Source organism: Corynebacterium sp. LaCa54 (genome assembly GCF_046717495.1).
In the GTDB taxonomy this organism is placed as follows: Bacteria; Actinomycetota; Actinomycetes; order Mycobacteriales; family Mycobacteriaceae; genus Corynebacterium; species Corynebacterium kefirresidentii.
In genome coordinates, this window is sequence record NZ_CP177115.1 from 2,254,239 (window position 1) to 2,278,234 (window position 23,996).

The 23,996-nt window shown below is 61.3% G+C and carries 17 protein-coding genes; 11 read left to right on the forward strand and 6 right to left on the reverse strand.

Annotated elements, in window-relative coordinates:
• Nucleotides 1-1,161 carry a glycoside hydrolase family 3 N-terminal domain-containing protein gene (locus ACLI1M_RS10865; RefSeq protein WP_248100012.1) on the reverse strand — a complete coding sequence of 387 codons (1,161 nt, stop codon included), beginning with the start codon at nucleotides 1,159-1,161 and terminating at the stop codon, nucleotides 1-3.
• A gap of 58 nt (nucleotides 1,162-1,219) precedes the next feature.
• On the opposite strand from ACLI1M_RS10865, the gene ACLI1M_RS10870 reads away from it, so the two are divergent.
• From ACLI1M_RS10870 to ACLI1M_RS10880, 3 genes are read left to right on the forward strand one after another with little or no spacing between them, the layout of a single operon-like run.
• The gene (locus ACLI1M_RS10870; RefSeq protein ID WP_034655562.1) at nucleotides 1,220-1,726 is read left to right on the forward strand and encodes a universal stress protein; all 507 of its coding nucleotides are present in this window, start codon (nucleotides 1,220-1,222) and stop codon (nucleotides 1,724-1,726) included.
• Nucleotides 1,727-1,748: 22 nt separating this feature from the next.
• Nucleotides 1,749-1,946, forward strand: coding sequence for a DUF2613 domain-containing protein (locus ACLI1M_RS10875; protein WP_005325448.1), 198 nt, complete (start codon nucleotides 1,749-1,751; stop codon nucleotides 1,944-1,946).
• A gap of 2 nt (nucleotides 1,947-1,948) precedes the next feature.
• Nucleotides 1,949-5,017 (forward strand): alpha-(1->3)-arabinofuranosyltransferase family protein, encoded by a 3,069-nt coding sequence (locus tag ACLI1M_RS10880; RefSeq protein WP_411706570.1) that lies wholly within the window; start codon nucleotides 1,949-1,951, stop codon nucleotides 5,015-5,017.
• Here the strand turns inward: ACLI1M_RS10880 and ACLI1M_RS10885 are convergent.
• A complete protein-coding gene (locus ACLI1M_RS10885; RefSeq protein WP_248100008.1) occupies nucleotides 4,938-6,098 on the reverse strand; it encodes an acyltransferase family protein in 1,161 nt (386 codons plus the stop codon). The two genes, ACLI1M_RS10880 and ACLI1M_RS10885, sit on opposite strands and share 80 nt — an antisense overlap.
• A gap of 9 nt (nucleotides 6,099-6,107) precedes the next feature.
• On the opposite strand from ACLI1M_RS10885, the gene ACLI1M_RS10890 reads away from it, so the two are divergent.
• Together ACLI1M_RS10890 and ACLI1M_RS10895 are read left to right on the forward strand one after the other, a co-directional pair.
• Nucleotides 6,108-7,265 carry a DUF3068 domain-containing protein gene (locus tag ACLI1M_RS10890; protein ID WP_248100006.1) on the forward strand — a complete coding sequence of 386 codons (1,158 nt, stop codon included), beginning with the start codon at nucleotides 6,108-6,110 and terminating at the stop codon, nucleotides 7,263-7,265.
• A complete protein-coding gene (locus ACLI1M_RS10895; RefSeq protein ID WP_248100004.1) occupies nucleotides 7,255-8,673 on the forward strand; it encodes a hypothetical protein in 1,419 nt (472 codons plus the stop codon). The genes ACLI1M_RS10890 and ACLI1M_RS10895 overlap by 11 nt, the downstream gene beginning before the upstream one ends.
• Here the strand turns inward: ACLI1M_RS10895 and ACLI1M_RS10900 are convergent.
• Nucleotides 8,588-9,697: a glycosyltransferase family 4 protein gene (locus ACLI1M_RS10900; protein ID WP_248100002.1), complete on the reverse strand. Its 1,110-nt coding sequence runs from the start codon at nucleotides 9,695-9,697 to the stop codon at nucleotides 8,588-8,590. The two genes, ACLI1M_RS10895 and ACLI1M_RS10900, sit on opposite strands and share 86 nt — an antisense overlap.
• A gap of 24 nt (nucleotides 9,698-9,721) precedes the next feature.
• On the opposite strand from ACLI1M_RS10900, the gene ACLI1M_RS10905 reads away from it, so the two are divergent.
• Complete coding sequence (locus ACLI1M_RS10905) at nucleotides 9,722-10,465, forward strand: class I SAM-dependent methyltransferase (RefSeq protein WP_411706571.1); 744 nt, start codon at nucleotides 9,722-9,724, stop codon at nucleotides 10,463-10,465.
• A 44-nt stretch (nucleotides 10,466-10,509) separates the two neighbouring features.
• Here ACLI1M_RS10905 and ACLI1M_RS10910 read toward each other — a convergent pair whose 3' ends face one another.
• Nucleotides 10,510-12,333: a phosphoenolpyruvate carboxykinase (GTP) gene (locus tag ACLI1M_RS10910; RefSeq protein ID WP_248099998.1), complete on the reverse strand. Its 1,824-nt coding sequence runs from the start codon at nucleotides 12,331-12,333 to the stop codon at nucleotides 10,510-10,512.
• A gap of 347 nt (nucleotides 12,334-12,680) precedes the next feature.
• Here ACLI1M_RS10910 and trmB point away from each other — a divergent pair, with 347 nt between their 5' ends.
• The 5 genes from trmB to ACLI1M_RS10935 are packed head-to-tail and all read left to right on the forward strand — an operon-like array spanning nucleotide 12,681 to nucleotide 17,560.
• Nucleotides 12,681-13,457, forward strand: a complete 777-nt coding sequence (gene trmB / locus ACLI1M_RS10915; RefSeq protein WP_248099996.1) for a tRNA (guanosine(46)-N7)-methyltransferase TrmB — start codon at nucleotides 12,681-12,683, stop codon at nucleotides 13,455-13,457.
• Nucleotides 13,458-14,051, forward strand: coding sequence for an NYN domain-containing protein (locus ACLI1M_RS10920; RefSeq protein WP_005325427.1), 594 nt, complete (start codon nucleotides 13,458-13,460; stop codon nucleotides 14,049-14,051).
• Between the two features lie 12 nt (nucleotides 14,052-14,063).
• Nucleotides 14,064-16,217, forward strand: coding sequence for an MMPL family transporter (locus ACLI1M_RS10925; protein WP_248099994.1), 2,154 nt, complete (start codon nucleotides 14,064-14,066; stop codon nucleotides 16,215-16,217).
• Nucleotides 16,218-17,234, forward strand: coding sequence for a lysylphosphatidylglycerol synthase domain-containing protein (locus ACLI1M_RS10930; RefSeq protein ID WP_248099992.1), 1,017 nt, complete (start codon nucleotides 16,218-16,220; stop codon nucleotides 17,232-17,234). It begins immediately after the preceding gene.
• Complete coding sequence (locus ACLI1M_RS10935; RefSeq protein ID WP_248099990.1) at nucleotides 17,231-17,560, forward strand: DUF3054 domain-containing protein; 330 nt, start codon at nucleotides 17,231-17,233, stop codon at nucleotides 17,558-17,560. The genes ACLI1M_RS10930 and ACLI1M_RS10935 overlap by 4 nt, the downstream gene beginning before the upstream one ends.
• 196 nt (nucleotides 17,561-17,756) lie before the next feature.
• Here ACLI1M_RS10935 and ACLI1M_RS10940 read toward each other — a convergent pair whose 3' ends face one another.
• Together ACLI1M_RS10940 and ACLI1M_RS10945 are read right to left on the reverse strand one after the other, a co-directional pair.
• Nucleotides 17,757-19,313, reverse strand: coding sequence for an acyl-CoA carboxylase subunit beta (locus ACLI1M_RS10940; RefSeq protein ID WP_248099987.1), 1,557 nt, complete (start codon nucleotides 19,311-19,313; stop codon nucleotides 17,757-17,759).
• The gene (locus ACLI1M_RS10945; protein WP_248099985.1) at nucleotides 19,288-23,982 is read right to left on the reverse strand and encodes a type I polyketide synthase; all 4,695 of its coding nucleotides are present in this window, start codon (nucleotides 23,980-23,982) and stop codon (nucleotides 19,288-19,290) included. Before ACLI1M_RS10945 ends, ACLI1M_RS10940 begins: the two co-directional genes overlap by 26 nt.
• Between the last annotated feature and the right edge of the window lie 14 nt (nucleotides 23,983-23,996).

Here is a 23,996-nt window from a genome sequence, read left to right on the forward strand (position 1 = left end):
CTAGTCCTGTGCGGCCTCGGGTGCAACGTCGGCCGGTGGAACGCTGACATGGCGGGCCGCGTCCTCGAGACGCTCGCGCGGCAGGCGCCCCTCGTCCACGTCACCGACAACGGCATCGATTACCGCATTGATATCGCCCTCGGTGGACCACAGGGGCATATCGGCACCGGCATTGAGGGAGGTCACGACGGCGTCGGCAAGCGGGAGCGAATCCGCAATCGCCTTCATGCCACCGATGTCATCGGTGTAAATAGGGCCGTCGTACTGCAGGGTCTCGCGAGCCAAGCCATAAGCCTCCGGCAGCATAGAAGCAGGAGTCTGGCCATCGCCCAAACCGGGCACGGCGAGGTGGCCCATCATGAGCGCGGCATTCGGCGCTTGAGGGAGGGCGGTTTTAAAAGGAATGAACTCGTGTCCCTCCAGCTCTTCCAGCGGCGGGGTAACGGCCTCGGCCAGGTGGGTATCGCCAGAAGCACGGCCGTGTCCCGGGAAATGCTTGAATACGGCCTTGACCCCAGCGGAATCCAACCCGCGGGCAAAGGCGGCGCCGTATTCACCCGCCTGTGCGGGGTCGGTGGAAAAGGACCGATCGCCCACCACCTCTAGGCCATTGCCATCGACGTCGAGCACCGGCGCAAAGTCCACGTTGATGCCATGAGCCTTGAGAGTGGTACCAATCTCGTGCGCGAGCTGTTCCACCTCTTGCGGGGAACGCTCGGCTGCCATTTGTTGCGGTGCGGGATACTCGCCCAAGATCTCTGAGAAACGCTGCACGCGCCCGCCTTCAAAATCGATGGAGACTTCAAAGTCGCGGCCTACCTCTTGGCGCAGGGCATTAATATCGCGGCCCTCTTCCTGCAGCAGGTTGGGATCCGCCCAGCTGGGAATAAAGATTCCGCCCACGCCAGCATCCAGTTTGGCCTTAGCATCGTCGTAATTGGTGACCGGGGGCATCAACACAGAGGCGGCCATGGCGCGGATGTCCTGCTGCGGGGCTGCTTCCTGCGAAGTCTCTTCTTGCGTCTCTTGCGTCGCGGCCGGTGAGCTCGATGCCGCTGGGGTTGTGGAGTCCTGACTCTCGGCGTCCTCCTGAGGGGAGGTGGAGCAGGCGCCCAAGGCCGTCACGAGGGCAAGGCTGGCGAGAATGCGCGGAGTTTTCATGCCTTCCAGTGTGCAATATTCCTCGCCTTCTGTCTGAAACGGTGGGTAGACTAGCCACATGAGTAACGGCGAGACAATGCTAATTGCCTACGATGGCACCGAACGAGCCGGCCGCGCCCTCGAGCACGCGGCCCAGCTGCTGCGGCCCACCACGGTAGAAATTCTCACCGCCTGGGAGCCAGTAGCCCGGCAGACCGCCCGCGCCGTCAGCCGCACTGGAATGCACCAGTCCACCGTCTCCCCGGACGGCGTCGAAGAGGATCCGGCCTACGAGGAAGCGTTGAAAATCTGCCGCCAGGGCATCGAACTAGCCGAAAGCCTGGGCTTGGCTGGCCGCGCCCACTTGGTGGAATCCGCCACCACTATTTCCTCCGCCATCATTGATGCAGCACACGAGCTGGACGTGGATGTCATCGTGACCGGCACCCGCGCCCTGACCGGTTTCCGCGCCTGGTGGACCAACTCCACCGCCGATCAGATTGTGCGCAATGCCGGCCTTCCCGTCTTTATCGTGCCGCAAGAAAACGAGGAAGACGCGGACGATGATGAGGCAGAATACTTCTAAATAGCTGCTAGTATTTTTAGCCATGGCTCTGGAAACCGATTCTTTGAACAAGCGCACCCTTGGCCCCGCCATCGGTAGCGCTGTTGTGGGCATCGCGCTCGGCGTCATCACCATCATCGGCATCGCGCAGTTCTCCGGCACCGATACCGTGCCAGAAGGCAATGCGGTTTCTGCTTCCGATGCGGTTTTGGGCGGCCCTGAGTACGGATCCCGCAACTAGGTGTGCGTACCCTCCGCGGGCGGCTTGCCCGCCCCTACCCGCTGGGGATCTTTGCCCTAGCGCTCATCCTCCTCGTGCAGCCGTGGGGGCTGACAGCTGCCGATACCAAGCATGATCTGGCCGCCAATCCGCTGCATTTTCTCCGCGGGGCACTGAGCGCCTATACGGATACCTTTACCCTGGGACAACTACAAAATCAGGCCTATGGCTATCTTTTTCCCCAAGGGCCCTTCTTCGTTTTGACCCAGCCACTGCCCGATTGGCTGGCCCAGCGCCTGTGGTGGCTGGTGGTCTTAAGCGTTGGCTTCATCGGCTTTCATAAGCTCGCCTGCAAGGTAGGCCTGCGCGGCGGGTGGGTCTGGGTGGCGGCGATGCTCTACGCGCTTTCCCCTCGCGCGCTTTCTACCCTGACCGCCATTTCTTCCGAGACCTGGCCGGTCATGCTCGCCCCCTGGGTCATCCTGCCCTTCCTCAATGCCAAGCTCACGTGGCGCGACGCCGCCGCAGCCACCATCCCCGTAGCGCTCATGGGTGCGGTCAATGCCACCGCCACCATCGCCGCCTGCACCCCGGCCGCGGTAATTGTGCTTTACCGCCGCGCATTCAAACCCGGCGCGGCCTGGATCCTAGGGTGCCTGGCGGTATCGGCGTGGTGGATCGGCCCGCTTATCGTACTTGGCCGCTACGCCCCGCCGTTTACGGAATTCATCGAATCCGCTCGCGTGACCACGCGCTGGCTCAACCTGCCAGAAATCCTGCGCGGGACCACGAGCTGGACACCGTTTGTAGATACCGAGCGCGTGGCGGGCAATGCGCTGGCTACCGAATCCTTCTTCGTGCTGGTCACCATGGGCATCGCGGCCGTGGGCATCTACGGGCTCACCAAACTGCCGCGTGTGTGGGCCGTTGTCCTAGTGGTGGGCATCGCGGTGCTGGGCTGCCAGGCGGGGTGGTACCTCGATGCTCTCGATGGCCCGCTGGCCGCGCTGCGCAACCTGCATAAATTCGATCCGCTGGTGCGCATCCCGCTGCTTTTAGGCGTCGCGCGCGCCTGCGCGCACCTGCCGCTACCGCACAGCTTGCGGCCTACCAAGAAGCAGACGGTAGGCGCGCTCACGCTACTGCTGTGCATCGCGGTCATCTCCCCGGCATGGTCGCAGCGCTTGCTGCCGCTGGGGGCGTATAAGGAGGTTCCCTCCTACTGGCACGAGGCCACGGACTTTATCAATACCCATGCCGCCGATACCCGCACCCTTATCTATCCGGAGGCGTCTTTTGCCCGGCAGACCTGGGGGTGGACGCGCGATGAGCCGGCCCAGCCGCTGCTCGATGTCCCTTGGGCCGTGCGCGATGCCATTCCGCTCGTGCCACCAGAGGCTATCCGTGGGCTCGACGGTGTGATGGCCGCACTGAAGGAGGACCCAGCCACCGGCGTGCGCTCCCTTCAGCGCCTGGGCATCGGCGCGGTCATGGTGCGCCACGATCTCTTCACCGGTGAGGACGAGGCCCTAGCCAGTAAATTTGGCGGCGAGGTCCACCGCTTCGGCGAGGTCGATGTCATCTTGCTCAACCACGCCGGCATGTCCTTAGGGCCCACAGACCCAGTCCGCGTGGCCGGCGGCGGGGAAGCCTTGGCGCTTCTCGACGCCCACCATGGCCCCACCACCCGCCAGCTCGTCGATCGCGACGCCGATATCGTCACCGATACCCCGACGCTCACGGACCGCAACTACGGCACCCTCGACGGCCCCATCTCCGCGCCCCTGGCTTCAGACGACCCCAGCCACGTAAATAACCGCCTGCGCGATTATCCCTCCGCGGGGCCTCTTAGCCAGGTCGAGACTCACGGCGGTTCCGTGGCGGTTTCTTCCTCTGCGGCCGATGCCACGGCCTTCGGTGGCGCCCAACCGCACAAGTCCGCCACGGCCGCGGTGGATGGGGAAAATTCCACCGCGTGGTGGCCCGCGCCGGGCGATGACTCCGGGTGGATTGAGCTGCGCGGTCATTTCACCCAACCGCGCCTAAAGCTCATGGCCACCAGCGCCACCACGGTTACGGTGCGCTCCGGCAGCGCCGCAGTAGACGTGGACTTACAGCCCTTCCGCTCGCAGGAGGTACGCGTACCTGGCGGCGATACCGAGGCCATTCGCGTGGAGCTGTCTCACCGCACCGGCATCGCGGAACTAGAGGTAGAGGGCCAGCCGGTCGAGCGCGTAGTGACCGTGCCGGATACCTCCCCCGATGTGCACCAATTCTTCTTCCAGCAGATGCTGCAAGATACCGGTGTGCTCATCCGCGACTTCACGGCGCCGCGCCCCATGCGGGTAAAGGTAGATTCCACCAAGCCGGTGCTTATCGACGCCCACCGCTACTCCCCCGGCGATTCCCTCACCCTGAGCCCCGGCACGCACCGTGTGCGCACCACTGGACCGTGGGTGAGCCTTCGCGAGGTGGGCTGGCGCCCGCCGGAGCCCTCGGAGCCCACTGGATACTCGATTAAAGCCAGCGAGGAAGACCGCCTCTTGGTCACCGGACGCGCCTTTAATAAGGGCCTGCGCGGGTATTTGGACAATGAAGAGCTCACCCCGCGCGAGATCGACGCCGCCACCCAGGCTTTTGTCATTCCGGCCGGCCGTTCCGGCGACTTCCATATGTCCTTCACCGCCCAGCCGGTTTATCGCGCCACCCTCCTCTTGGGCGGCTCCTTGGGATTGCTGACGCTCGGCCTGTGCCTCCTGGCGGCCGCGCGCCGCCCGTCCCAGCCCGCCTGGCACGCACCGCGTGGGGGCGCTGCCTCAGCCGCCGTGGCACTTGGTGCACTGGCCCTTACCGGCTGGCCGGCCGCAGTGGCGGCCGTGGCCGCGTGGTTGGTAGTGCGCTGGACCACCATCCCGCGCGCCTATCTCGCCCCCGGCGTAGTCGCTGCGGCTGGAGCCATCCTCGCCCGCGCGCCGTGGACGTCTGGTTCCTATGCGGGTGATTCGCTCTTGCTTAGCTGCTTGTGTGCCGCGGGCGTGGCCTGTCTTTTCGCCGCCGACCGAGGAGAAGATCCCGGCCGGGACGCTCGATGAGCGTATAGCTAGCGGCCGAAACCACCACGGTGCCCACCACAGTCACGGCCAGAATGACCCAAAAGTCCAGGGGTTTCCCGCTAAAAAGCGGCACCCCGGTAAGGGGAAAGGCCAGGCCCAAGATAGCCACATGCCACAAGAAGATGGAATAGGACCATGTACCCAGTGCCTGCATGAGTGGGCTGGTCAGCCAAGATTTCTCCCGCGGAGCTAGAGCCACCGGTACCACCACGACTGCGGCAAAGGCCGCTCCCGCCATTATCCGGCGGGAAAATTCCGCGGGTTCGGGATGGATAAGCCCCTGCGGCCCAAACCACTCGCGACTGGCACCCCACAGCACCACCGCCGCCGCAAGCCACCACGCCCAGCGCGGCCGCAGTACCCGCTGCACTCGCCGACTGATGCCGGCTTCTTCGAATTCGGCGGCCAGCATTCCCACGGCAAACCACGAGGCATACGCGGGCGGCCAGATCTGCGAGTTGACCTGGTCCTTGGCGTAATCGGCTACAAAGGGCACGAATCCCCACGCCCAGCTGAGCACTCCTGCCAAGATAATGGCGGCAATGCGCCAGCGCCGCGGCAGCGTTCCAAGCAGCCACACCAGCACAGGCAAGAAGAGATAAAAGAAGAACTCCACGCACAGCGACCACAGATGGGTAAGACCTGGGGCCAACCCGTCGACCACATAAATTTGCGTGGAAGTCAGGTTGCTCAGCAATTGGGTGAGGGTGAGTGAGTGAGCGTCGGGAAGCAGGAGCATCACCGCCACCACGCAGGCATAATAAGCCGGCAACAGACGTGCCACGCGCGAGCGCGCATAGCCGGATAAGCTGTGCAAGCCACGGCGGCGCCACAAGAGGAACGCGCTGAGGGCAAAGAAAACGGCGACGAAAAAATCGAAGCGCCCAGCAAACCCCCACCCAGTTCCGGTCTGAAAAGACACGTGGGTGACAATGATTCCAAGGGAGGCGACCGCGCGTAGACCGTCTAGCTCCGGCAGATGCTGGGGTACGCTTTTCACAGATGCCTGCGGCTGCACGCTTGCTCCTAACCCCGGATCGACCTGAAACTGATTGGACATATTACTGCAATGAAACGCTACCTTTGGCCACGCTCGCCACTGGCGTGGGTTGTCATTGCCGCCGTCATTTTCTTAGTGCTGGGCACTGTGGTGCCACCGCTATATAACAATCAGACTCGGCCCCTCGCCTTCGACCAAAACATCAACACCGTGACCGCTCCCTCTGCCGGCGTGTGGATGGATGCGCCCGCCTTTATCGCCGGCGCCAAGGCCACAGGCGATAGCAAGAATCCGCAGTGCCAAGAAAAGAAGGCACCCATCTGGTGCTACCTGCACCATGACCTGCTCACCATCGAGCGCAACACCACGACCGCTGAGGTGGCAGAAGACGATGCGCTCGCTCACTCTGATTCTTTATCGCGCCTGCTCGCCGGAGAGACTCCGCTCGCCCAAATCACCGAGCACTCCGTGTTGAACCGAGAATCCACCTACCCTGTGGCGGCCCCTAAGGATAAATGGGAATTCCTCCTGCCGTCAGTGGACACGGGCATGGCCCGCACAGATTTCGAACGAGATGGCATCAACTACTTTTTCCCCTCCGGAACCGAGCAGCGCTCCTATCCCTTTTTCGATCTGGCCTCACAATCCTCCACGGCGGTGGACTTCACCACTACGGAAAAGCTAGATGGTATCCCCACCTATTCCTTCCACCACGATATTCAGCCCATTTCCTTGGCTGATATGCGCAGAAACATCACCACCGAGGCGGTCGATTCCGGCAGCGGCAAAAAGCAGCTGGCCGCTAAGGACTTCCGCATCTCTGGACCGGCGAAGCGGTTCTATGACGGAGACTCGCGCGAACTCCTCGGCCTAGATCCCACTGACCGGGTCACGGTGGAACCTTTTTATACCGTCGGACGCGATATCTCCGTGGAACCCACCACCGGCACCATCGTGGATCTGCGGGAAAATATCAAGATTTTCTTCGCTGCCGACGAAAAACAAGCCGGCACCATGGTGGCCAATAACGATACGGAGGATCGCTCCATCTTCGCCGCCGATATGCGTTGGTCCGATGACACTCGCGCGGAGCGCCTCGATGAGGTGCGTCCGGTGATTCGCACCATTCGTGCCTTGATGGTCGTCGGCTGGGCGGGCAAGGCCATTGGCGTTGGCCTACTGCTTTGTGCTGCCTATATGTACATGCGCCGCCACCGTGAAGGCTAAGCGTCTTTTACTCCTCGCCTGGGGCTTCATCCTCGTGGCCGCGGTGTGCTGGCCCTTCGCCCTGCCCGGTGAGTTCCTGTGGCGCGATATGGCGCTGCTTGACCATCCGGCGCTTTCCCCTTCGGCTTTCGGCGGCGGCAGTTTGCTTGCCCGCAATGCCCCGCAAGACGGCTTCTTGGCTGTAGTAGGCGGCGCGTGGGCGGCGCGGGTGCTCATTTTTGCCGCCGCGGCGTCCTCCGCGCTCACCGCGGCGCGCTGGGCGCGCTCCACAGCCTCCGCGGTGAGCGCGATGGGGGTGGCGGTGGCCAATCCTTTCGTTATCGAGCGCCTCCTCCAAGGCCAGTGGTCACTTGCTGTGGCCGCGTGGCTGCTCCCGGTCATCGCGTGGGCCGGAAAGCAGCGCAATTGGGTGGCGTGGCTCGCCATGTGGGGCGCTTCACTTACCCCTACGGGTGGGCTCTTTGCCGTGGTGACCGCGGCGGTGACCTGCCGCAAGCGGGTGGCACTTGGCGGCGTGGTCTTGTGCTTGCCGTGGGCCATTCCAGGAATGTTCTATCCCACTGCGCCCGGTGATACCGCTGCGGCGGTGGCTGCGTTTGCCCCGCGAGCGGAAGAGCACGTCGGCACCGGGGGCGCGTTGTTGCGCCTGGGCGGCATCTGGAATGCACAAGCAGCCATCGGGTTCGCGATATGCGGTGTCATCGTGGCGATCATCGCCCTGCTCGGGGCGTGGCGGGTTCCCGTTCGGCTGAGCATACTGGCAGCTATTGGTCTTGGCGGGGCTGTGTTTTTCTGGCTGGTTCCCGGCGCGCTGGTGTGGTCCATCGATCACGTACCGGGGGCGGCGCTACTGCGCGATAGCGGAAAGCTGACCATGCTGGCATTGCCGCTTTATGTGGCCTCGCTGGGTGCGCTGCCGAACCTGCCGGCGGCACTAGCCACCGTGGCCGCGGCAGTGCAGCTGATTCCGGTTCCGGGGCGGCTAGCGGTGCTCGCACCGCGGGATACGGGAGTAGATAAGCAGCTGGTGCGCGAGATTGACGGCCGAGTGGCTTTCTTTCCAGAGCGCGCCAACCTTGTAGAGGTGCCTGGCGGTGTGGCGGTAGATCCCTATTCCAAGGCGGTGGCCATGGTGGAATCAGGGGAATTGAGCGTAGACGGGACCGTGGTGGATCAGGCTTCGCCGCAGTACCGGGCGGCGCTGCGCGCATGGGAGGCACACGATATGAAGCAGCTGTCCCGGATCGGTGTCGGCGTGGTTGTCGTGGACGGTGCTATAGCCGCGGAGACGGACGCACCACGACCGCAGGTTCCATGGGCGCTTACTGCGTTGTGGATGGCTTGTCCGCTACTAGCCCTTGCAGCAATTCCGCGAATTGCTCGCCGGTCTTCTCCCACGAGAAGCTAGCGGCAAAATCGCGCGCGTTGGAGCCGAGGGTGCGGCGTAAGGGGGCGTCGGCAAGCAGCTGCTTGGTGGCCGCAACAAAGTCTTCCTCGCGCTCTACTAGGATGCCGGTCTCACCGTTAATAACACTGTCACGCAGGCCAAACGTATAGCCGACGGTGGGAACCCCATGTTGGGCGGCCTCCATTACTGCCAAGCCCCACCCCTCTTTGCGGGAGGGCATAAGCAGGGCATCGGCCCGGGCGAGCAGGGCATGCTTATAGTCCTCGGTCACCTGGCCGCGGAAGCGCACGCGACTGCTGACGCCGTGTTCCTCGGCATAGGCACGCAGGTTAGCCTCCCACCAACCGGAGCCTATGACATCCAGGACCGCGCCCGGGGTCTGCGCCACCGTATCCATGGCATGCTCAATCTGCTTATGCGGCACCAGGCGCGAGAGCGTTACCAAGTGCACGTCGGCCTCTCGCTCCAGGGAAGGCACATGGTCCGGAACCGGGTCCAGACCATTGGCAATGATGTGCGCACCCTTAATTCCCAGTGCCTCTAGATCCTCGCGGGAAGCCTCAGAAACGGTGACATAAGGCGCGCCGCGATACACACGCGGAGCCACCCGGGACTCAAGGAACCAGCCGAGCCGCCCGAGGAGAGGGCCCGCCACCGGCCATTGTTCGCGGTGGCAATGGTGAGTAAGCAGCACCGTCGGCGCCCCGGACACCAGGCGAGCGAAGAAGGGGATGCCGTTTTGGGTATCGATTACCGCATCCACCCCGCGCAGGTCTCCCACCCCCAGGCGGCCAGCCAGCATCGCCGCCCAGGCGCGCGGATACACGCCAAACTTGGCACCGCCGCGGCTATAGCGCACGCCGTCGCGCACCTCACGGCGCGCGGCATTCATGTGCTTGGAGGTGCGAAAGACCACCTCGTGCCCCTGCGCCGCGAGGTACTCGCCCACGCGCTCCAAGTAGCGCTCCGAGCCGCCTCCTTGCGGGTGGGTGGAATCGCGCCAGCATAGTAAAAGAATCTTCATTGTGAGGTATTAGCCTAGTGGGTTATGAGACATACCCGTGAGATGGCCACGCTCCGCCGCTCCATTCAGCTGCTGCGTTCCTTCCGCTTTGAGCAGACGCGCCCGGAGATTTTCTACGGCGGGCTCGCGGAGGATACGGCCGCGCTGGTGGATAACCTCGGCCGCGACTTGGGCGTGGAGCTTCCCGGGGCGAGGGTACTCGATGTGGGCGGCGGACCGGGCTATTTTGCGGATGCTTTTGCCCGGCGCGGGGCCCACTATGTGGGACTAGAGCCAGATGCCGGCGAAATGTCTGCGGCTGGCATCCACTTGAGCAACTCGGTGCGCGGGGACGGCACCAACCTTCCCTTTGCCGATGACTCTTTTGACGTGGTCTACTCCTCCAACGTGGCCGAGCACATCCCCAATCCTTGGGATATGGGCGAGGAGATGCTGCGCGTGACCCGCCCGGGTGGCCTGACTATCCTGAGCTATACGGTATGGCTCGGCCCCTTTGGCGGCCACGAGACCGGCCTGTGGGAGCACTATGTGGGCGGCGAGTTTGCCCGCGATCGCTACACCCGCCGCCGCGGTCACCCGCCCAAGAATGTCTTTGGCACCTCGCTTTTCGACGTCCCCTGTTCCGCCGGCCTCCACTGGGCACAGCCCACCGGCGCGCTCAAACTCGCCTTCCCCCGTTACCACCCTAGCTGGGCTTGGTGGCTAACTCGCGTGCCAGGTGTGCGGGAATTCGCGGTTTCTAATCTGACGTTGGTGCTGCAAAAATAGCACCCAGCAACAGTGCTGTCGCTGGGTGCTATTGAACTTAGAGCTTAAGAGGCGTTCTCTACGCGCTCCTTTAGAGCGTGGAACTGGTCCCACACCTCAGATGGCACTCGGGAGCCTAGGAAGTTGAGGTAGCTGGCGTTATCCTGCATATCACCTTCCCAGTCCTCCGGGTTGACGGCGAGAGCAGCGCGCACATCCTCGATATCAAAGTCGATACCCTCGAGGTCGATATCCTCGGCGCGAGCGGTGTGGCCTACGACGGTCTCCTCGGCCTCAACATTGCCCTCGATGCGGTCAATGATCCACTTGAGCACTCGAGAGTTCTCGCCGAAGCCCGGCCACAGGAAGCGGCCATCGTCGCCGCGGCGGAACCAGTTAACCAGGAAGATAGACGGCATACGGTCGCCGCCCTTTTCACCCATGTCAATCCAGTGCTGCAGGTAGTCACCGGCGTTGTAGCCAATGAACGGCAGCATAGCCATCGGGTCGTGGCGCAGGGTGCCAACGCTGCCCTCTGCTGCAGCGGTCTGGCCCGAAGCCAGCAGAGCGCCAATCATGGTGCCGTGGTTCCAGTCAAAAGCCTGAGTAACCAACGGAACGGTGGTCTTGCGGCGGCCGCCGAAGAGGATGGCATCGATCTTTACGCCCTGCCAGTCGTCATACTCTGGAGCGGCGCTCGGGCACTGGGAAATCGGCACGCAGTAGCGGGAGTTAGGGTGCGCAGCCTTGGTAGACGAAGACGGAGTCCAGTCCTGACCGGTCCAGTCGATGAGGTGCTCTGGTGTCTCCTTGGACATCTCCTCCCACCAGACATCGCCGTCGTCGGTAAGCGCAACGTTGGTGAAAATGGTGTTACCCGGCTCCATGGTCCGCATGGCAATCGGGTTGGAGTCGTAGTTGGTGCCAGGAGCCACGCCGAAGAAGCCGTTTTCCGGGTTTACGGCGTAGAGACCGTCTTCGCGCAGGTGTAGCCACGCAATGTCATCGCCGACGACCTCAGCCTTCCAGCCCGGAATGGTTGGGGTAATCATGGCCAGGTTGGTCTTGCCACAAGCCGAAGGGAAGGCGGCTGCAACGTGGTACTTCTTGCCTTCTGGGTTGGTCAGCTTCAAGATGAGCATGTGCTCGGCCATCCAGCCCTCTTCCTTGGCCATAACGGAAGCGATGCGCAGCGCGTAGCACTTCTTAGCCAGGATGGCGTTGCCGCCGTAGCCAGAACCGTAGGACCAAATTTCCTTAGTTTCAGGGAACTGGGTGATGTACTTGGTGTCATTGCATGGCCATGCCACGTCTTCCTCACCCGGCTCCAGCGGGGCACCCACGGAGTGCAGGGCGTGGACAAAGTTGCCGTCAGCACCGATTTTCTCCAGGGCTTCAGCACCCATACGGGTCATGATGCGCATGGAGAGCACAACATAGGCGGAGTCAGTCAGCTGCACGCCCAACTTCGGCTCCGGATCGCTAATCGGGCCCATACAGAAGGGAACCACGTACATGGTGCGACCCTTCATGGAACCACGGAAAGCTTCCGTCATCTCTTCCTTCATTGCCGCAGGCGGAGCCCAGTTATTGGTAGGGCCGGCGCCATCTTCGTGCTCGGTACAGATGAAGGTGCGGGATTCCACACGTGCGACGTCGGAAGGGTTGGAACGAGCCAAGTAGGAGTTAGGTCGCTTTTCCTCGTTCAACTTGATAAGCGTGCCTTTTTCCACCAGCTCGCCGGCCAAACGGTCAGCCTCGTCCTGGGAGCCGTCTACAAAGACCACCTGGTCCGGCTGGAAAAGCTCAACATTTTCGCTAATCCAGCCGATAAGCTTTTCATTTTTAGTCGGCAGCTCTCCGACGAGCCCTGGGATAGTGGCGGTCATTAGTAATTCTCCTGAGGGTGGGTGTGAAAATTGGAGCGAAAAGCCCCAACTGTGCCTTCCACCTCAAGATTAACGTGCTCGCCCGAATAATTTGCGCAGAACTTGCCACACCGGTTATATCCACCACGTTAACCAGAACTTCACCAAGCGCATACGAAGGTAATGTGTTAAAAATCGCCTTTTCCACTCCCCCTTTCCGGGGGTTCATTGTCCCACTTTTCCGCCTCGAAACGATCTTCTACCACCCCCAACTGGGCCCACTGGTTATATCCGGGATGTCATCGCCACATGTATCCCTCGGCGCGGCGTATTGCTTGGCGGGGCTAAGCAGGGGAAAATAGGCCGCAATGAATAGCACAGATAATTCTCAAAACACCCGCGCTGGGGAAATGCCCCCTGGCCGCCCGCCACAAACCGACTTCAACGCCGTTTTCCACAACGAGCTTGACTACCCGCGCCTAGGCAACGTCACTTTCCGCCGCGGCACGCTGACCGAAAACCAGCATGAACTTTTTGAAAAGCGCTGGCCGGAGCTCGGACGCGTGCTGGAAGACGAGGTCATTGATCTCGCTTCCTGGTTCGGCCGCAGCGGCGCCAAGACGATCGTGGAAATCGGTTCCGGTACCGGCACCTCCACCGCTGCCATGGCACCGAAAGAAGCCGATACCAACATCATCGCCGTCGAGCTCTACAAGCCGGGCCTGGCCAAGCTACTGGGCCAGATCGAGCGCGAGGGCATTGACAATATCCGCATGATTCGCGGCGATGGCATCGAGGTCATGGTGCGCATGTTTGCGCCGGAATCCCTTGATGGCATCCGCGTCTTCTTCCCGGATCCCTGGCCAAAGGCCCGCCACCACAAGCGCCGCATCATCCAGTCGGGCACACTCAACCTTTTTGCCTCCCGCCTGAAGAAGGGCGGCGTGCTGCACGTTGCTACCGACCACGCCGGATACGCCGAGTGGATCGATGAACTAGTTGAAGTAGAGCCGAGCCTGGATTACAAGGGCTGGCCGTGGCCAGAGTGCCCACAGTTGGTGGACCGTCAGGTCATCACCAAGTTTGAAGGCAAGGGCCTAGATAAAGAACACGTCATCACGGAGTATCTCTGGGAGAAGAAATAAATGAGCACCTACCTACTTGTCTGGGATGCGCCCAATATGGACATGGGCCTAGGCTCCCTGCTCGGCGGCCGCCCCACCGCCGCACACCGCCCGCGCTTCGACGCCATCGGCCGCTGGCTGGTACACCTTGCCCAGGACGTTGATGCGGAACCGCGCGCCGATGTTTTTACTAATGTCACCCCGGGCGGCGCCGATGTCATCCGCCCATGGGTAGAAGCCATCCGCAACGTAGGCTTCGGCGTTTTTGCCAAACCCAAGATCCACGAAGACGACGACGTGGATCCGGATATGCTCGACCACATCGAAAGCCTCCGCGAAGATCTAGCGGGCGTGATTGTTGCCTCCGCCGATGGCCAGAATTTCCAGGAACCTTTGGAAGAGCTCATCGCGGAAGGCCTTCCAGTGACGGTCCTCGGTTTCCACGAGCATGCCGCATGGGCCGTAGGCCACGCGGATATCAATTTTGTGGACCTGGAGGATATCGAGGGCGTATTCCGCGAGCCGCTACCGCGTGTGAATCTGGATAACCTGCCGGAGGGTGGTGCATGGCTGCAGCCATTCCGCCCCCTGGCTGCGCTGCTTAATAACCGCTAGGAGGCTGCCCCAATGTTTGAAAAATGGGGACGTTTTTCCTATGCGCACCGCCGGCTCATCCCCGCCATCATCGTCGCCGCAATCCTTGCGCTCTTCATCGGCTTTGGCTTGCAGCTCGATGACCGCATGAGCCAGGAGGGCTGGGAGGATCCCAACGCGGCGTCGACAAGCGCGGCCCAGATCGAGCAGGAAACATTCGGCCGCGATAACTCCGGCGATGTTATCTTGCTCTTCCACTCCCCCGATGAGAACTTCGACGCCGCCAAGCAGCACTTGGCGCAGCTGAAAGCAGAGTATCCCGAGCAGATTGATTCGGTGACCAGCTACTTCGATACGAAGAACCCCAACCTAGTCAATGACGATCACTCCCTAGCTTTCGCCGCCATCGGTCTTAAAGGCGATGATGAGCAAACACTCAAGGATTTCCGCACCATCCAAGGCGCGCTTACGGATACCTCCGCCCCAGTGGAAATCGCGGGCGCTACCGCAGTTGCTGATGCCCTAGATAATGGCATGTCCCACGATATCTCCCGCGCCGAAAAGGCCGCGCTTCCTTTGGTGGGCATCCTCCTGCTGGTGGTTTTTGGCTCCGTCGTTGCGGCCTGCATGCCGCTCATCGTCGGCGGCCTCTCCATCCTGGGGTCTTTGGGAATCCTGTCCATCTTGGCGGGATTTTCCCAGGTCAATGTCTTTGCTCAAGCCGTTGTCACGCTGCTGGGCCTCGGCCTAGCCATCGATTACGGTCTCTTTATGGTCTCGCGCTTCCGCGAAGAGCTGGATAAGGGTCGCTCCACCGAGGAGGCCGTTGCTACCACCACCGCGACTGCCGGCCAAACGGTGGTTTTCTCGGCAGCCATGGTCGCCGTCGCACTTTCGGGGCTCTTTCTCTTCCCGCAAGCCTTCCTGAAGTCCGTGGCTTATGGCTCCATTTCCGCCGTGGGTCTAGCAGCGCTGCTTTCGGTCACCGTCCTGCCCTCAATTTTTGGCATGCTCGGCCCCAAGATCGATACCTGGTCTGTGCGCCGCACCTCTCGGACGGCGCGCACCATCGAAGACACCTGGTGGTACAAGCTGCCGCTTTGGGCAATGCGCCATGCCCGCGGGTTGACCATCGCCGTGTGCGGCCTGCTTATCGCACTTACCCTGCCCATCATGAGTATCACCTTCGGCGGCATCAACGAGTCTTACTTACCGCCCAACCAGGAAACCCGTGTGGCGCAGGATAGGTTCAATGAGGAATTCCCTACCTTCCGCACGGAGCCGGTAAAGCTCGTCGTGGAAAATGCGTCTAACCAGCAGCTTGTCGACGTCGTCATGCAAGTCCGTGGCCTCAATGGCCTCACCGAGCCCATGGCGCCGACAACAGCCACCAAGGACGGCACGACAGTTCTTTCCGCCGGCATTAAAGACCGCGATGATTACGCGAAGATTGTCCACGAACTGGAACAAGTAAAGGCACCCGAGGGCGTGAACCTGTACGTGGGAGGCACGCCTGCCATGGAAGTGGAATCCCTTGATGCGCTCTTCCATAAGCTGCCGTGGATGGCACTCTACGTGGTGCTAGCCACGTTCCTGCTCATGGCGTTGGTCTTCGGCTCCTTTGTACTGCCGCTCAAGGCCATTGTGATGACACTGCTAACTCTTGGCGCAACGCTGGGCATCCTGACGTTGATGTTCGTTGCCGGCTTGGGCTCGGACATTCTCAACTTCACGCCCGGCCCGCTCATGAGCCCGATCTTGGTGCTCATCATCGCCATTGTCTACGGCCTGTCCACCGATTACGAGGTCTTTTTGGTCTCCCGTATGGTGGAGGCTCGCCGGCGCGGCGCTTCCACCGACGAGTCCATTGCAGCCGGCACCGCGCATACCGGCGGCATCATTACCGCAGCGGCGCTTATCATGATCGTGGTCTCGGGCGCATTCGGCTTCTCCGATATCGTGATGATGAAATACATCGCTTATGGCATGATTTTTGCCCTGCTTATCGACGCCACCATTGTCCGCATGCTCCTTGTCCCCGCCGTCATGCGCCTGCTGCGCGAGGATAACTGGTGGGCACCTAGCTGGCTGCGCCACGCCACTACTGCTTTGACTGGTGGCGCTAGACACCGCGGCAAGACTGTTCCCTTCTCTGAGCTCAAACAACGCCTCGAAGGAGATAAATAAGTGAAGAACTGGCTGCGGCTTATCGTCTCGCTCATCGTCCTGCTTATCCTGATTTATGTCTTCCGCGATGAGTTGGACTTCCTGCGCGAAGGCTTCTCGCGGCTGTCTCATTCTGACCCGGCTGCGGTAGCACTGGTGGTCATCGCCTCAATCGTGGCAGTCCTTGCCATGGGCGAGGTTATGCGCCTGCTCATTCGCGCCGGCGGCGTATACGTGCCGGCCTCAGAAACGGCCGCCCTCACGCTGGCGGCTAATGCTTGGTCTACCACGCTTCCTGCGGGCCCAGCCTTTTCCGCCATCCTCACCTTCTACGTGCAGCGCACGTGGGGTGCTTCCGTCATGCTCTGTGGGTGGTTCTTCGTGCTGTCTTCGGCCATTTCCACCATGTGGCTCGTACTCATCGGCTTGGGCGGCGTGCTCTTCCTCAATGCTGACATGGCATTGTGGTCCCTCATTGGCACCCTGGTGCTCATGCTGGCGCTTTCCGGCGGCCTTTTCTGGCTGACCAATCACCCAGACACCATCATTCGCTGGCTCAACCGCCAGAAGCTCGTTAAGGGCTCCAAGCGCGAAGCCATCGTGGACCAGGTCAAAAATCTAGAAGAGGTTCACCTCACCCGCCGCCAATTCGCTTGGGTTTCCTTTTACTCCCTAGCCAACCGCCTTATCGATATGGTCTCGCTGTGGGGCTGTGTCTGGGCCGTAACCGGCCACCTCCCTGCCCTGCATGCGGGTGAAGACACCACAACTATGGCCGGTGTGGCGCTAGCGTATCTTACCGCCAAGCTGGCCGGCTCCGCCCAGGTCACGCCCGCCGGCCTGGGCACGGTAGAGGCCGCCATTATCGCCACCCTGGTTGCCACCGGTATGACCGCGGTGGATGCAACCGGCGCGGCAATCATCTATCGGCTGATTTCCTTTGCCCTTATCACCATCATTGGCTGGGTAATCTACTTCTGGCACTATGCTCGCAAGGGCATTACTTACGCCGCCTTGAACCGAAAGGAAAACGCATGAGAATCGCCCCCGTCATCGATATCATCGCCCTGATGTTCTTTGCTGTGGCCGCCCGCCTCGCCCACGGCGGACTAAGTTTTTCCACCTGGGTTGATGCTTTCTGGCCATGGGCCATCGGCGCGCTCATCGGCTGGGCTATCATCTTGGCCGCCAAGGTGCAGGGCAAGTGGAAGGAAGGCGGCGTCGTCTGGCTAAGCACCATCGTGGGCGGCATGGCCCTGTGGATGCTGGTCAATGGCCGGCTACCACACTGGAGCTTCCTCATCGTGGCAACCGTTATGTCCGCGCTATTCTTCTTTGGCTGGCGGCTTTTCGCCCGCAAATAAAAATAAGGAGGGTTGAACCCTCCTTATTTTTTGCTCGTTTTACTTGGAGCTTACCGGTACGCCTGCTTGATTGAGAATATCGGCTACGAAACCAATGATCTCGCTGATGAGATCCACAGCGCTAGATAGAATCATAAATAACTCCTTGACTAGGATTGGGACTTTATATTCCTATCGCTAATCCAAGCACATGGCGTTACATCGGGGCAATGGTGTGCTTCTTCGGCAGGTCGCTTTCCTGCTTCGTTGCCAGCTGCCGCAGCGCTTGGCGGAGAGCCAACCGGGATTGACTCGGCTGAACCATGGCGTCCAAATAGCCGCGCTCAGCCGCAACATAGGGAGCGGTCATGGTCTCATCGTAGAAGTCCATGAACATCTTCTTGGTCATCTCGCGCTGCTCAGGGGTCTCGGCGGCGTCTAGCTGCTTACCGGCGATCATCACCACGGCGGCTGCGGCACCCATAACGGCGATCTGTGCGGTTGGCCACGCCAAGTTGATATCACCGGTCAGGTTCTTCGACCCCATCACGGCATAAGCACCGCCATAGGCCTTGCGCACGATGAGCGAAACCTTGGGCACGGTGGCTTCTACCACGGCGAAAGCAAACTTGGCGCCGCGGTGGATAAGGCCGACCTTTTCTTGCTCTACGCCTGGTAGGTAGCCCGGAGTATCCACCACGAAGACCAACGGAATGTTGTAGGCATCGCAGATGCGGATAAAACGTGCGCCCTTATCGGCGGCGTCCGCATCAATGCAGCCTGCAAGGTGCATGGGATTATTGGCTACAAATCCCACCGTCTTGCCATCGATGCGCCCAAAGGCGGTGATCATATTGGGCGCAAAGTTCTCTTGAATTTCAATGATGTCCTCGTCATCGCCCAATTGGGTCAACAAGTCCATCATGTCGTAGCCGGCATTGGTGTCATCCGGCATGAAGGAATTGAGGTCTTCGTCTTCGGCCACGTCGGCGTCGGAAGGCGCGGCGAATTCCGGGGCCTCATCAAAGCACGTTAGCGGCAGGTGATCCAAGAGATCGCGCACCATGTCGAAGGCGTCTTCCTCAGAAGGAACTACGGCTGAAACGTTGCCGTTGAGCTCCTGCTGGCGAGCGCCACCCAGCTCGGCGGAGGTAACGTCCTCACCGGTGACCTCACGAATAACGTTTGGGCCGGTGACATACATTTCCGCTTCCTGGTCCACGGCAATGACAAAGTCCGTGGTCACAGGGGCATAAACGGCGCCGCCAGCGGACTTACCCATCATGATGGAAATCTGCGGGCTGCGGCCGGACAGCGGCAGCTGGCGGCGGGCGATCTCGGAGTACATGGCCAGCGAGGTCACCGCATCCTGGATACGGGCACCACCGGAATCCTGAATGCCAATGACAGGGCAGCCAATCTTGATGGCCATATCCATGACCTCGGTAACCTTCTTGCCAAAGGTCACGCCGACAGAGCCACCGTAGACGGTCTTATCGTGAGCGTAGATGCACACCGGGCGGCCGGAGATGCGGCCATAGCCGGTGACCACGCCATCAGAATAGATGGCCTCAGGGTCACCAGGGGTCTTGCCCAGAGAACCAGTCTCGACGAAGGACCCCTCATCTAGCAGTTCATTGATGCGCTGGCGAGGCGTGGTGCGTCCAGCCTCGTCGCGGCGCTTGCGCGAGCGCTCACTTCCTGGGTCCTGCGCCTTATCTAGGCGCTCACGCAGGTCAGCGAGTTTCTCAGCGGTTGTCTGCTTGGCCGCCACGTACCTTCTCCTCGATCCATTCGTTCATATGCTTGCCCACGATGCCGATGGCCGGCTCGTCCGGTACTGCAAGGTGATCGCCTTGCAGCTGCACAATTTCTAGATCCTTAACGATAACTCCCCAACCTCCGTCAGGGTCAATCTCAGCGTAGCGCGGCTCCAGCTCAATCGCACCGTCATGCATGCGCTCGGAGCGGAAAAGCAGAACCGGCACGGTCACATCGGCCCAGCGGTGGAAGTCAATCTTGGCCAGAATCTGGTTATCCACAAAGGAGGCACGCTGGTGCTCTAGCACGCCCGCGGCTAGGCCGTGCTCGGAGGCGTCGGTAGTAGCGAGGAACTCCGCCAACATGGTCATGAGCGCATCCTCGCCCATGGTCTCGAGCATCTCGTACGGCGGTTCAAAGTCCAGCCCGTAGGTCTTCTTGGCAAAGGCCGCGTAGCGCTCCCAGCGAGCACGGGTTTCCTCCGGGGTATCCGGGGCCGGGTGGGATGGCTGGGTGGTATCGAGCAGCGCAATAAACGCCACCTCTACCGAGTCCTGGGTGCGCTTGTGCAACTGGTAGGCCACCTCGTAGGCCAGCGCGCCGCCGAAGGACCAACCTCCGAGCACGACCTTGCGGCCACGAGCGTAGTGCAGGATGTCCTCGACATATACCTTGGCTCGCTCCTCTAGCGAACCCTCGATGCGCTCGACTCCGTAGACAGCCACATCCTCGGGCAGGCGGCGGGTCAGTGGCTGGTAGACCACCGTGGTGCCACCGGCTGGGTGGAACATGAATACAGCGGGACCGTCGGCCTCGCGCAGCACGCGGATATTGCCCTCTACCTCGGTCTCTAGTCCCTCACGGACCAAGTCAGCCAGGCTCTCCAAGGACTCAGCCTCGTGGACCTGCTGGGTAGTGACTTCGATGCCTGCACGTTCGGTGAGGCGCTCGGCAATGTTGCTAGCAACCTCGTCGCTTACCTTTGGCAGTGCAGAGGTCACTCCCGCCGCGGCCTTGCCGGTAAAGGTAGCCCACGTGCCAAAGACCATGCGCTCGGAAGCATCGCGCGGGGCAACACCCACGCCCTGGCCCGGCTCATCTTCTTCTGGCGCCGGCGTGTCTTCAGTAGCGATCTCACTGGTATCCACACTGCCGCCAGCTACGGCCTCTTCCACCATGGCAATGACGTCCGCCAGGGAGGCGTCGCGCAGCGCCTGTACCTGCAGCGGCGGAATCTGGAAGTCATTTTCCACGCGATTCTTAATGCGCATACCCATCAGGGAATCCAATCCCAAGTCAATGAGCGGCAGCTCTCGCGGCAGGTCGGATACGTCATAGCCCATGGACTCAGAAACGATGAGCGCGAGGCGGTCCTCTACGGTTTCCTCCGTGGGATCCCAGCGCACGGCATCGACTTCTTCCGTCGCTGCAGGCGCGCTTTCAGGAACCTCAGCCACGCCTGGAATAGGCGCCGCACCCAAATCCAAAGCGGAGGCAAAGCCTTCCGCCACCAGCTCTGTCTGTGCACCACGAACAGCGTAGACAGCCACGGACATACCGCCGATGGACTGATTTACCATCGTGGTGACCTCGCCGTGCGGTGGCAAATCGGCGTGTTCCTCGGTGGCGATGATGCGTGCTCCTGGCTTGACGGCCTCGGCCGCAGCCTCGACGATGGCCAGGGCGGATGGCGCTTGGTCCGCATTGGTGGAGAAGGCAACCTTGCCCTCGGGCAGGTTAACGCGTGCGCCCGGCAGGCCAGAAACGCCGGCCGATGGACGGGCATTGGTCCAGAAACGTTGGCGGTTGAACTGGGTATAGGGGGCTTCTACGCGTGCGCCAGAGCCAAAGACCGCACCGAAGTCCACCGGCATGCCGGCGACATAGAGCTTGCTGAGCAAGTCGAGGAGAGACTCGGTGGGATCTACCTTGCGCTTTAGGGCATACAGCAGTTGCGCATCGGCCTTGCCTACCGCAAAGGCGGTGGACATGAGCCCCATGAGCGCAACCGGGTTTGGCGAGATTTCTACCAGCTGGTTGTGCCCGGCAGCGAAGGCTGCCTCGGTGGCATCCTGCAGGTAGACCGAGTGGCGGGTCATGCGCAGCCAGTAATCCTCATCATGCACGGTGGTTCCAGGACGATAGACCGTGCCCTTATCGACGGAGGAAAATAGCGGGGTGTGCAGCGGCTTGGCTTCCATACCTGCGATGGCAGCATGCAACTCTCCCAGGATGGGGTCTACGGCCGAAGTGTGCCCGGCCGCCTTCACATTGAGAGCGCGGGCGAATTTGCCCTCGCCATCGAGCTTTTCCACCAAGTCCAGCACCTCTTGGCGCGGGCCGCCCACGGTGGTCATTCCTGGACCGGTGTACACGGCAGGCTCGATGTTTCCATCAAGCGCGGCAATATCCTCGGCAGAGAGCTCAACTACGGCCATGGCTCCTTGTTCGGCATCGCTTAGCGACGCCTCACCTTCACCCATCAACCGCGCGCGGTGGCAGGCGATTACCATAGCGTCCTCGGCGGAAATACCGCCCGCGGCATAGGCCGCTGCGATCTCGCCCATGGACATGCCCATCACACCGGCAGGGCGCACACCAAAGGAGGCCAGCAAGTCCGTCACTGCAATCTGGATAGCAGTAATGGCTACCTGAGCAGTCTCGGTGTCATATGTTTGCGCATCATCGTTGACAATGTCCATGATGGACCACCCGGACTCAAAGTCCACGATTTTATCTAGCTCTTCCAAGCGGGCCTTGAACTGTGGCGAGAGCGCAATCATGTCCTTGGCCATCTTGCGGTGCTGAGAGCCAAATCCGGAGTACACAAATACCGGACCCGGCACCTGCGGGGAATCCGCAGCGGCAATTCCCACGGAAACCTTGCCCTCGGCCACCTGGCGCAGGCGCTTGACTGCTTCCTCGGCGGAGCTAGCCACCACGACGGCGCGAGAGCGGGAGTGATTGCGGCGGGCGACGGTACGGGCGACGTCGACAAGCGCGGGCTTTTCCGCCTCAATGAAGTCCGCCAACAGGGCCGCAGCGCGTGCCCGGCGCGATGGCAAGAGGCCAGAGACCGGCAACGCGACCGTGTCGGTGGAAAGCTGCGGCTCGCGCTCGGCCGGGGTGCCGCGGTAATCGGTGAGCACGACGTGCGCATTGGTGCCACCAAAGCCAAAACCGGATACGCCAGCGACCTTGCGGCCGGAGTATTCGGGCCACTCGCGCGGGTCCTCGACTACTTGCAGGCGTTCTGCTTCGAAATCGATATAACGGTTCGGCGCCGAGTAATTGATATTCGCCGGAATCACATCATTGCGCATGGACTGGATGACCTTGATAAGGCCCACCGCGCCCGCAGCGGATTCGGAGTGGCCGATATTGGTTTTGGCAGATCCCAGCAAAATCGGCGCATCCGCGCCACGACCGGCGCCGAGCACCCGCCCCAAAGCGGAAGCTTCGATCGGATCGCCCAAGATGGTGCCGGTGCCGTGGGCCTCGATATAGTCCACGTCCTGCGGATTCACGCCCGCATCGGCATAAGCTCGGCGGAGAACATCCTCCTGTGCCTCCGGATTCGGGGCGGTCAAGCCATTGGAGTGCCCATCGGAGTTGACGGCCGAGCCTTTAATGACAGCCAAGATATCGTCGCCGTCCGCCTCCGCGTCCTCCAAACGCTTGAGGACGAGGACACCAGCGGCATCGGCGCGCACGATGCCATCGGCGTCGTCAGAAAAAGCGTGAATGGCACTCGTCGGAGAGGTAACGCCCAATTCAGAAAACGCCGTCGACGCGTGGGGAGCGGCGAGGATATTTATGCCACCGGCCAGCGCCACGTCCGCGCTTCCCGTGCGCAAGTCCTTCACCGCCTGATTGACGGCTACGAGGGAGGAGGAGCAGGCCGTATCCACATTGATGGAAGGGCCGCGGAAATCCAGGGCATAGGAAATGCGATTGGCCACCACAGCCGAAGAAATACCGGTCAGCGCATAAGGATGCATCTCGGCAGAATCGGCGGCGATGAGCATGCCATAGTCATTATTGGTCGAGCCCATGTACACACCAGTCTGCGTGCCGCGCAGCTCGTTGGCAGGAACACCAGCGTTTTCTAGCGCTTCCCACACCAGCTCCAACAGGATGCGCTGCTGGGGGTCCATATTGGCGGCTTCGAGTGGAGAAAGACCAAAGAATTCAGCGTCGAAGGAAGCAATATCCTCGATATAGCCACCATCGGTATTTTGCTGGGTGATCTTCTCGCTCATTACAGGGTCCGCCGAGTACTCGGACCAACGTCCTACCGGCAGTGGACCTGTTCCGGCGCGGGATTCGGCCAGCATGGACCAGAATTCCTGGGCATTTTTTGCACCCGGGAAGCGGCCCGAAAGACCAATAACCGCGGCATCGGCTCCATGCGCTATGCGAGGAGAGTGCGCCTCAGGCTGAGGCGTTGGAGCGTTCAACAGGCGATTTGCCAGCAATTCGATGGTTGGGTACTCGTATGCCACGGTGGCATCGAGGCGGGTACCGAGTAGATTTTCCAGTTCGCCAGATAGCACTACAGCATCCCGCGAAGAAAGACCATAGTTTTCCAGGGGCTTGGAATCTAGGATCTCTTCTGGGGAAACACCGGTGGCCTGGGCGACCCAGTCACGCAGCCATGCTCGCAGTTGCTCGATGGTCATAAAAGGTCTTTCAT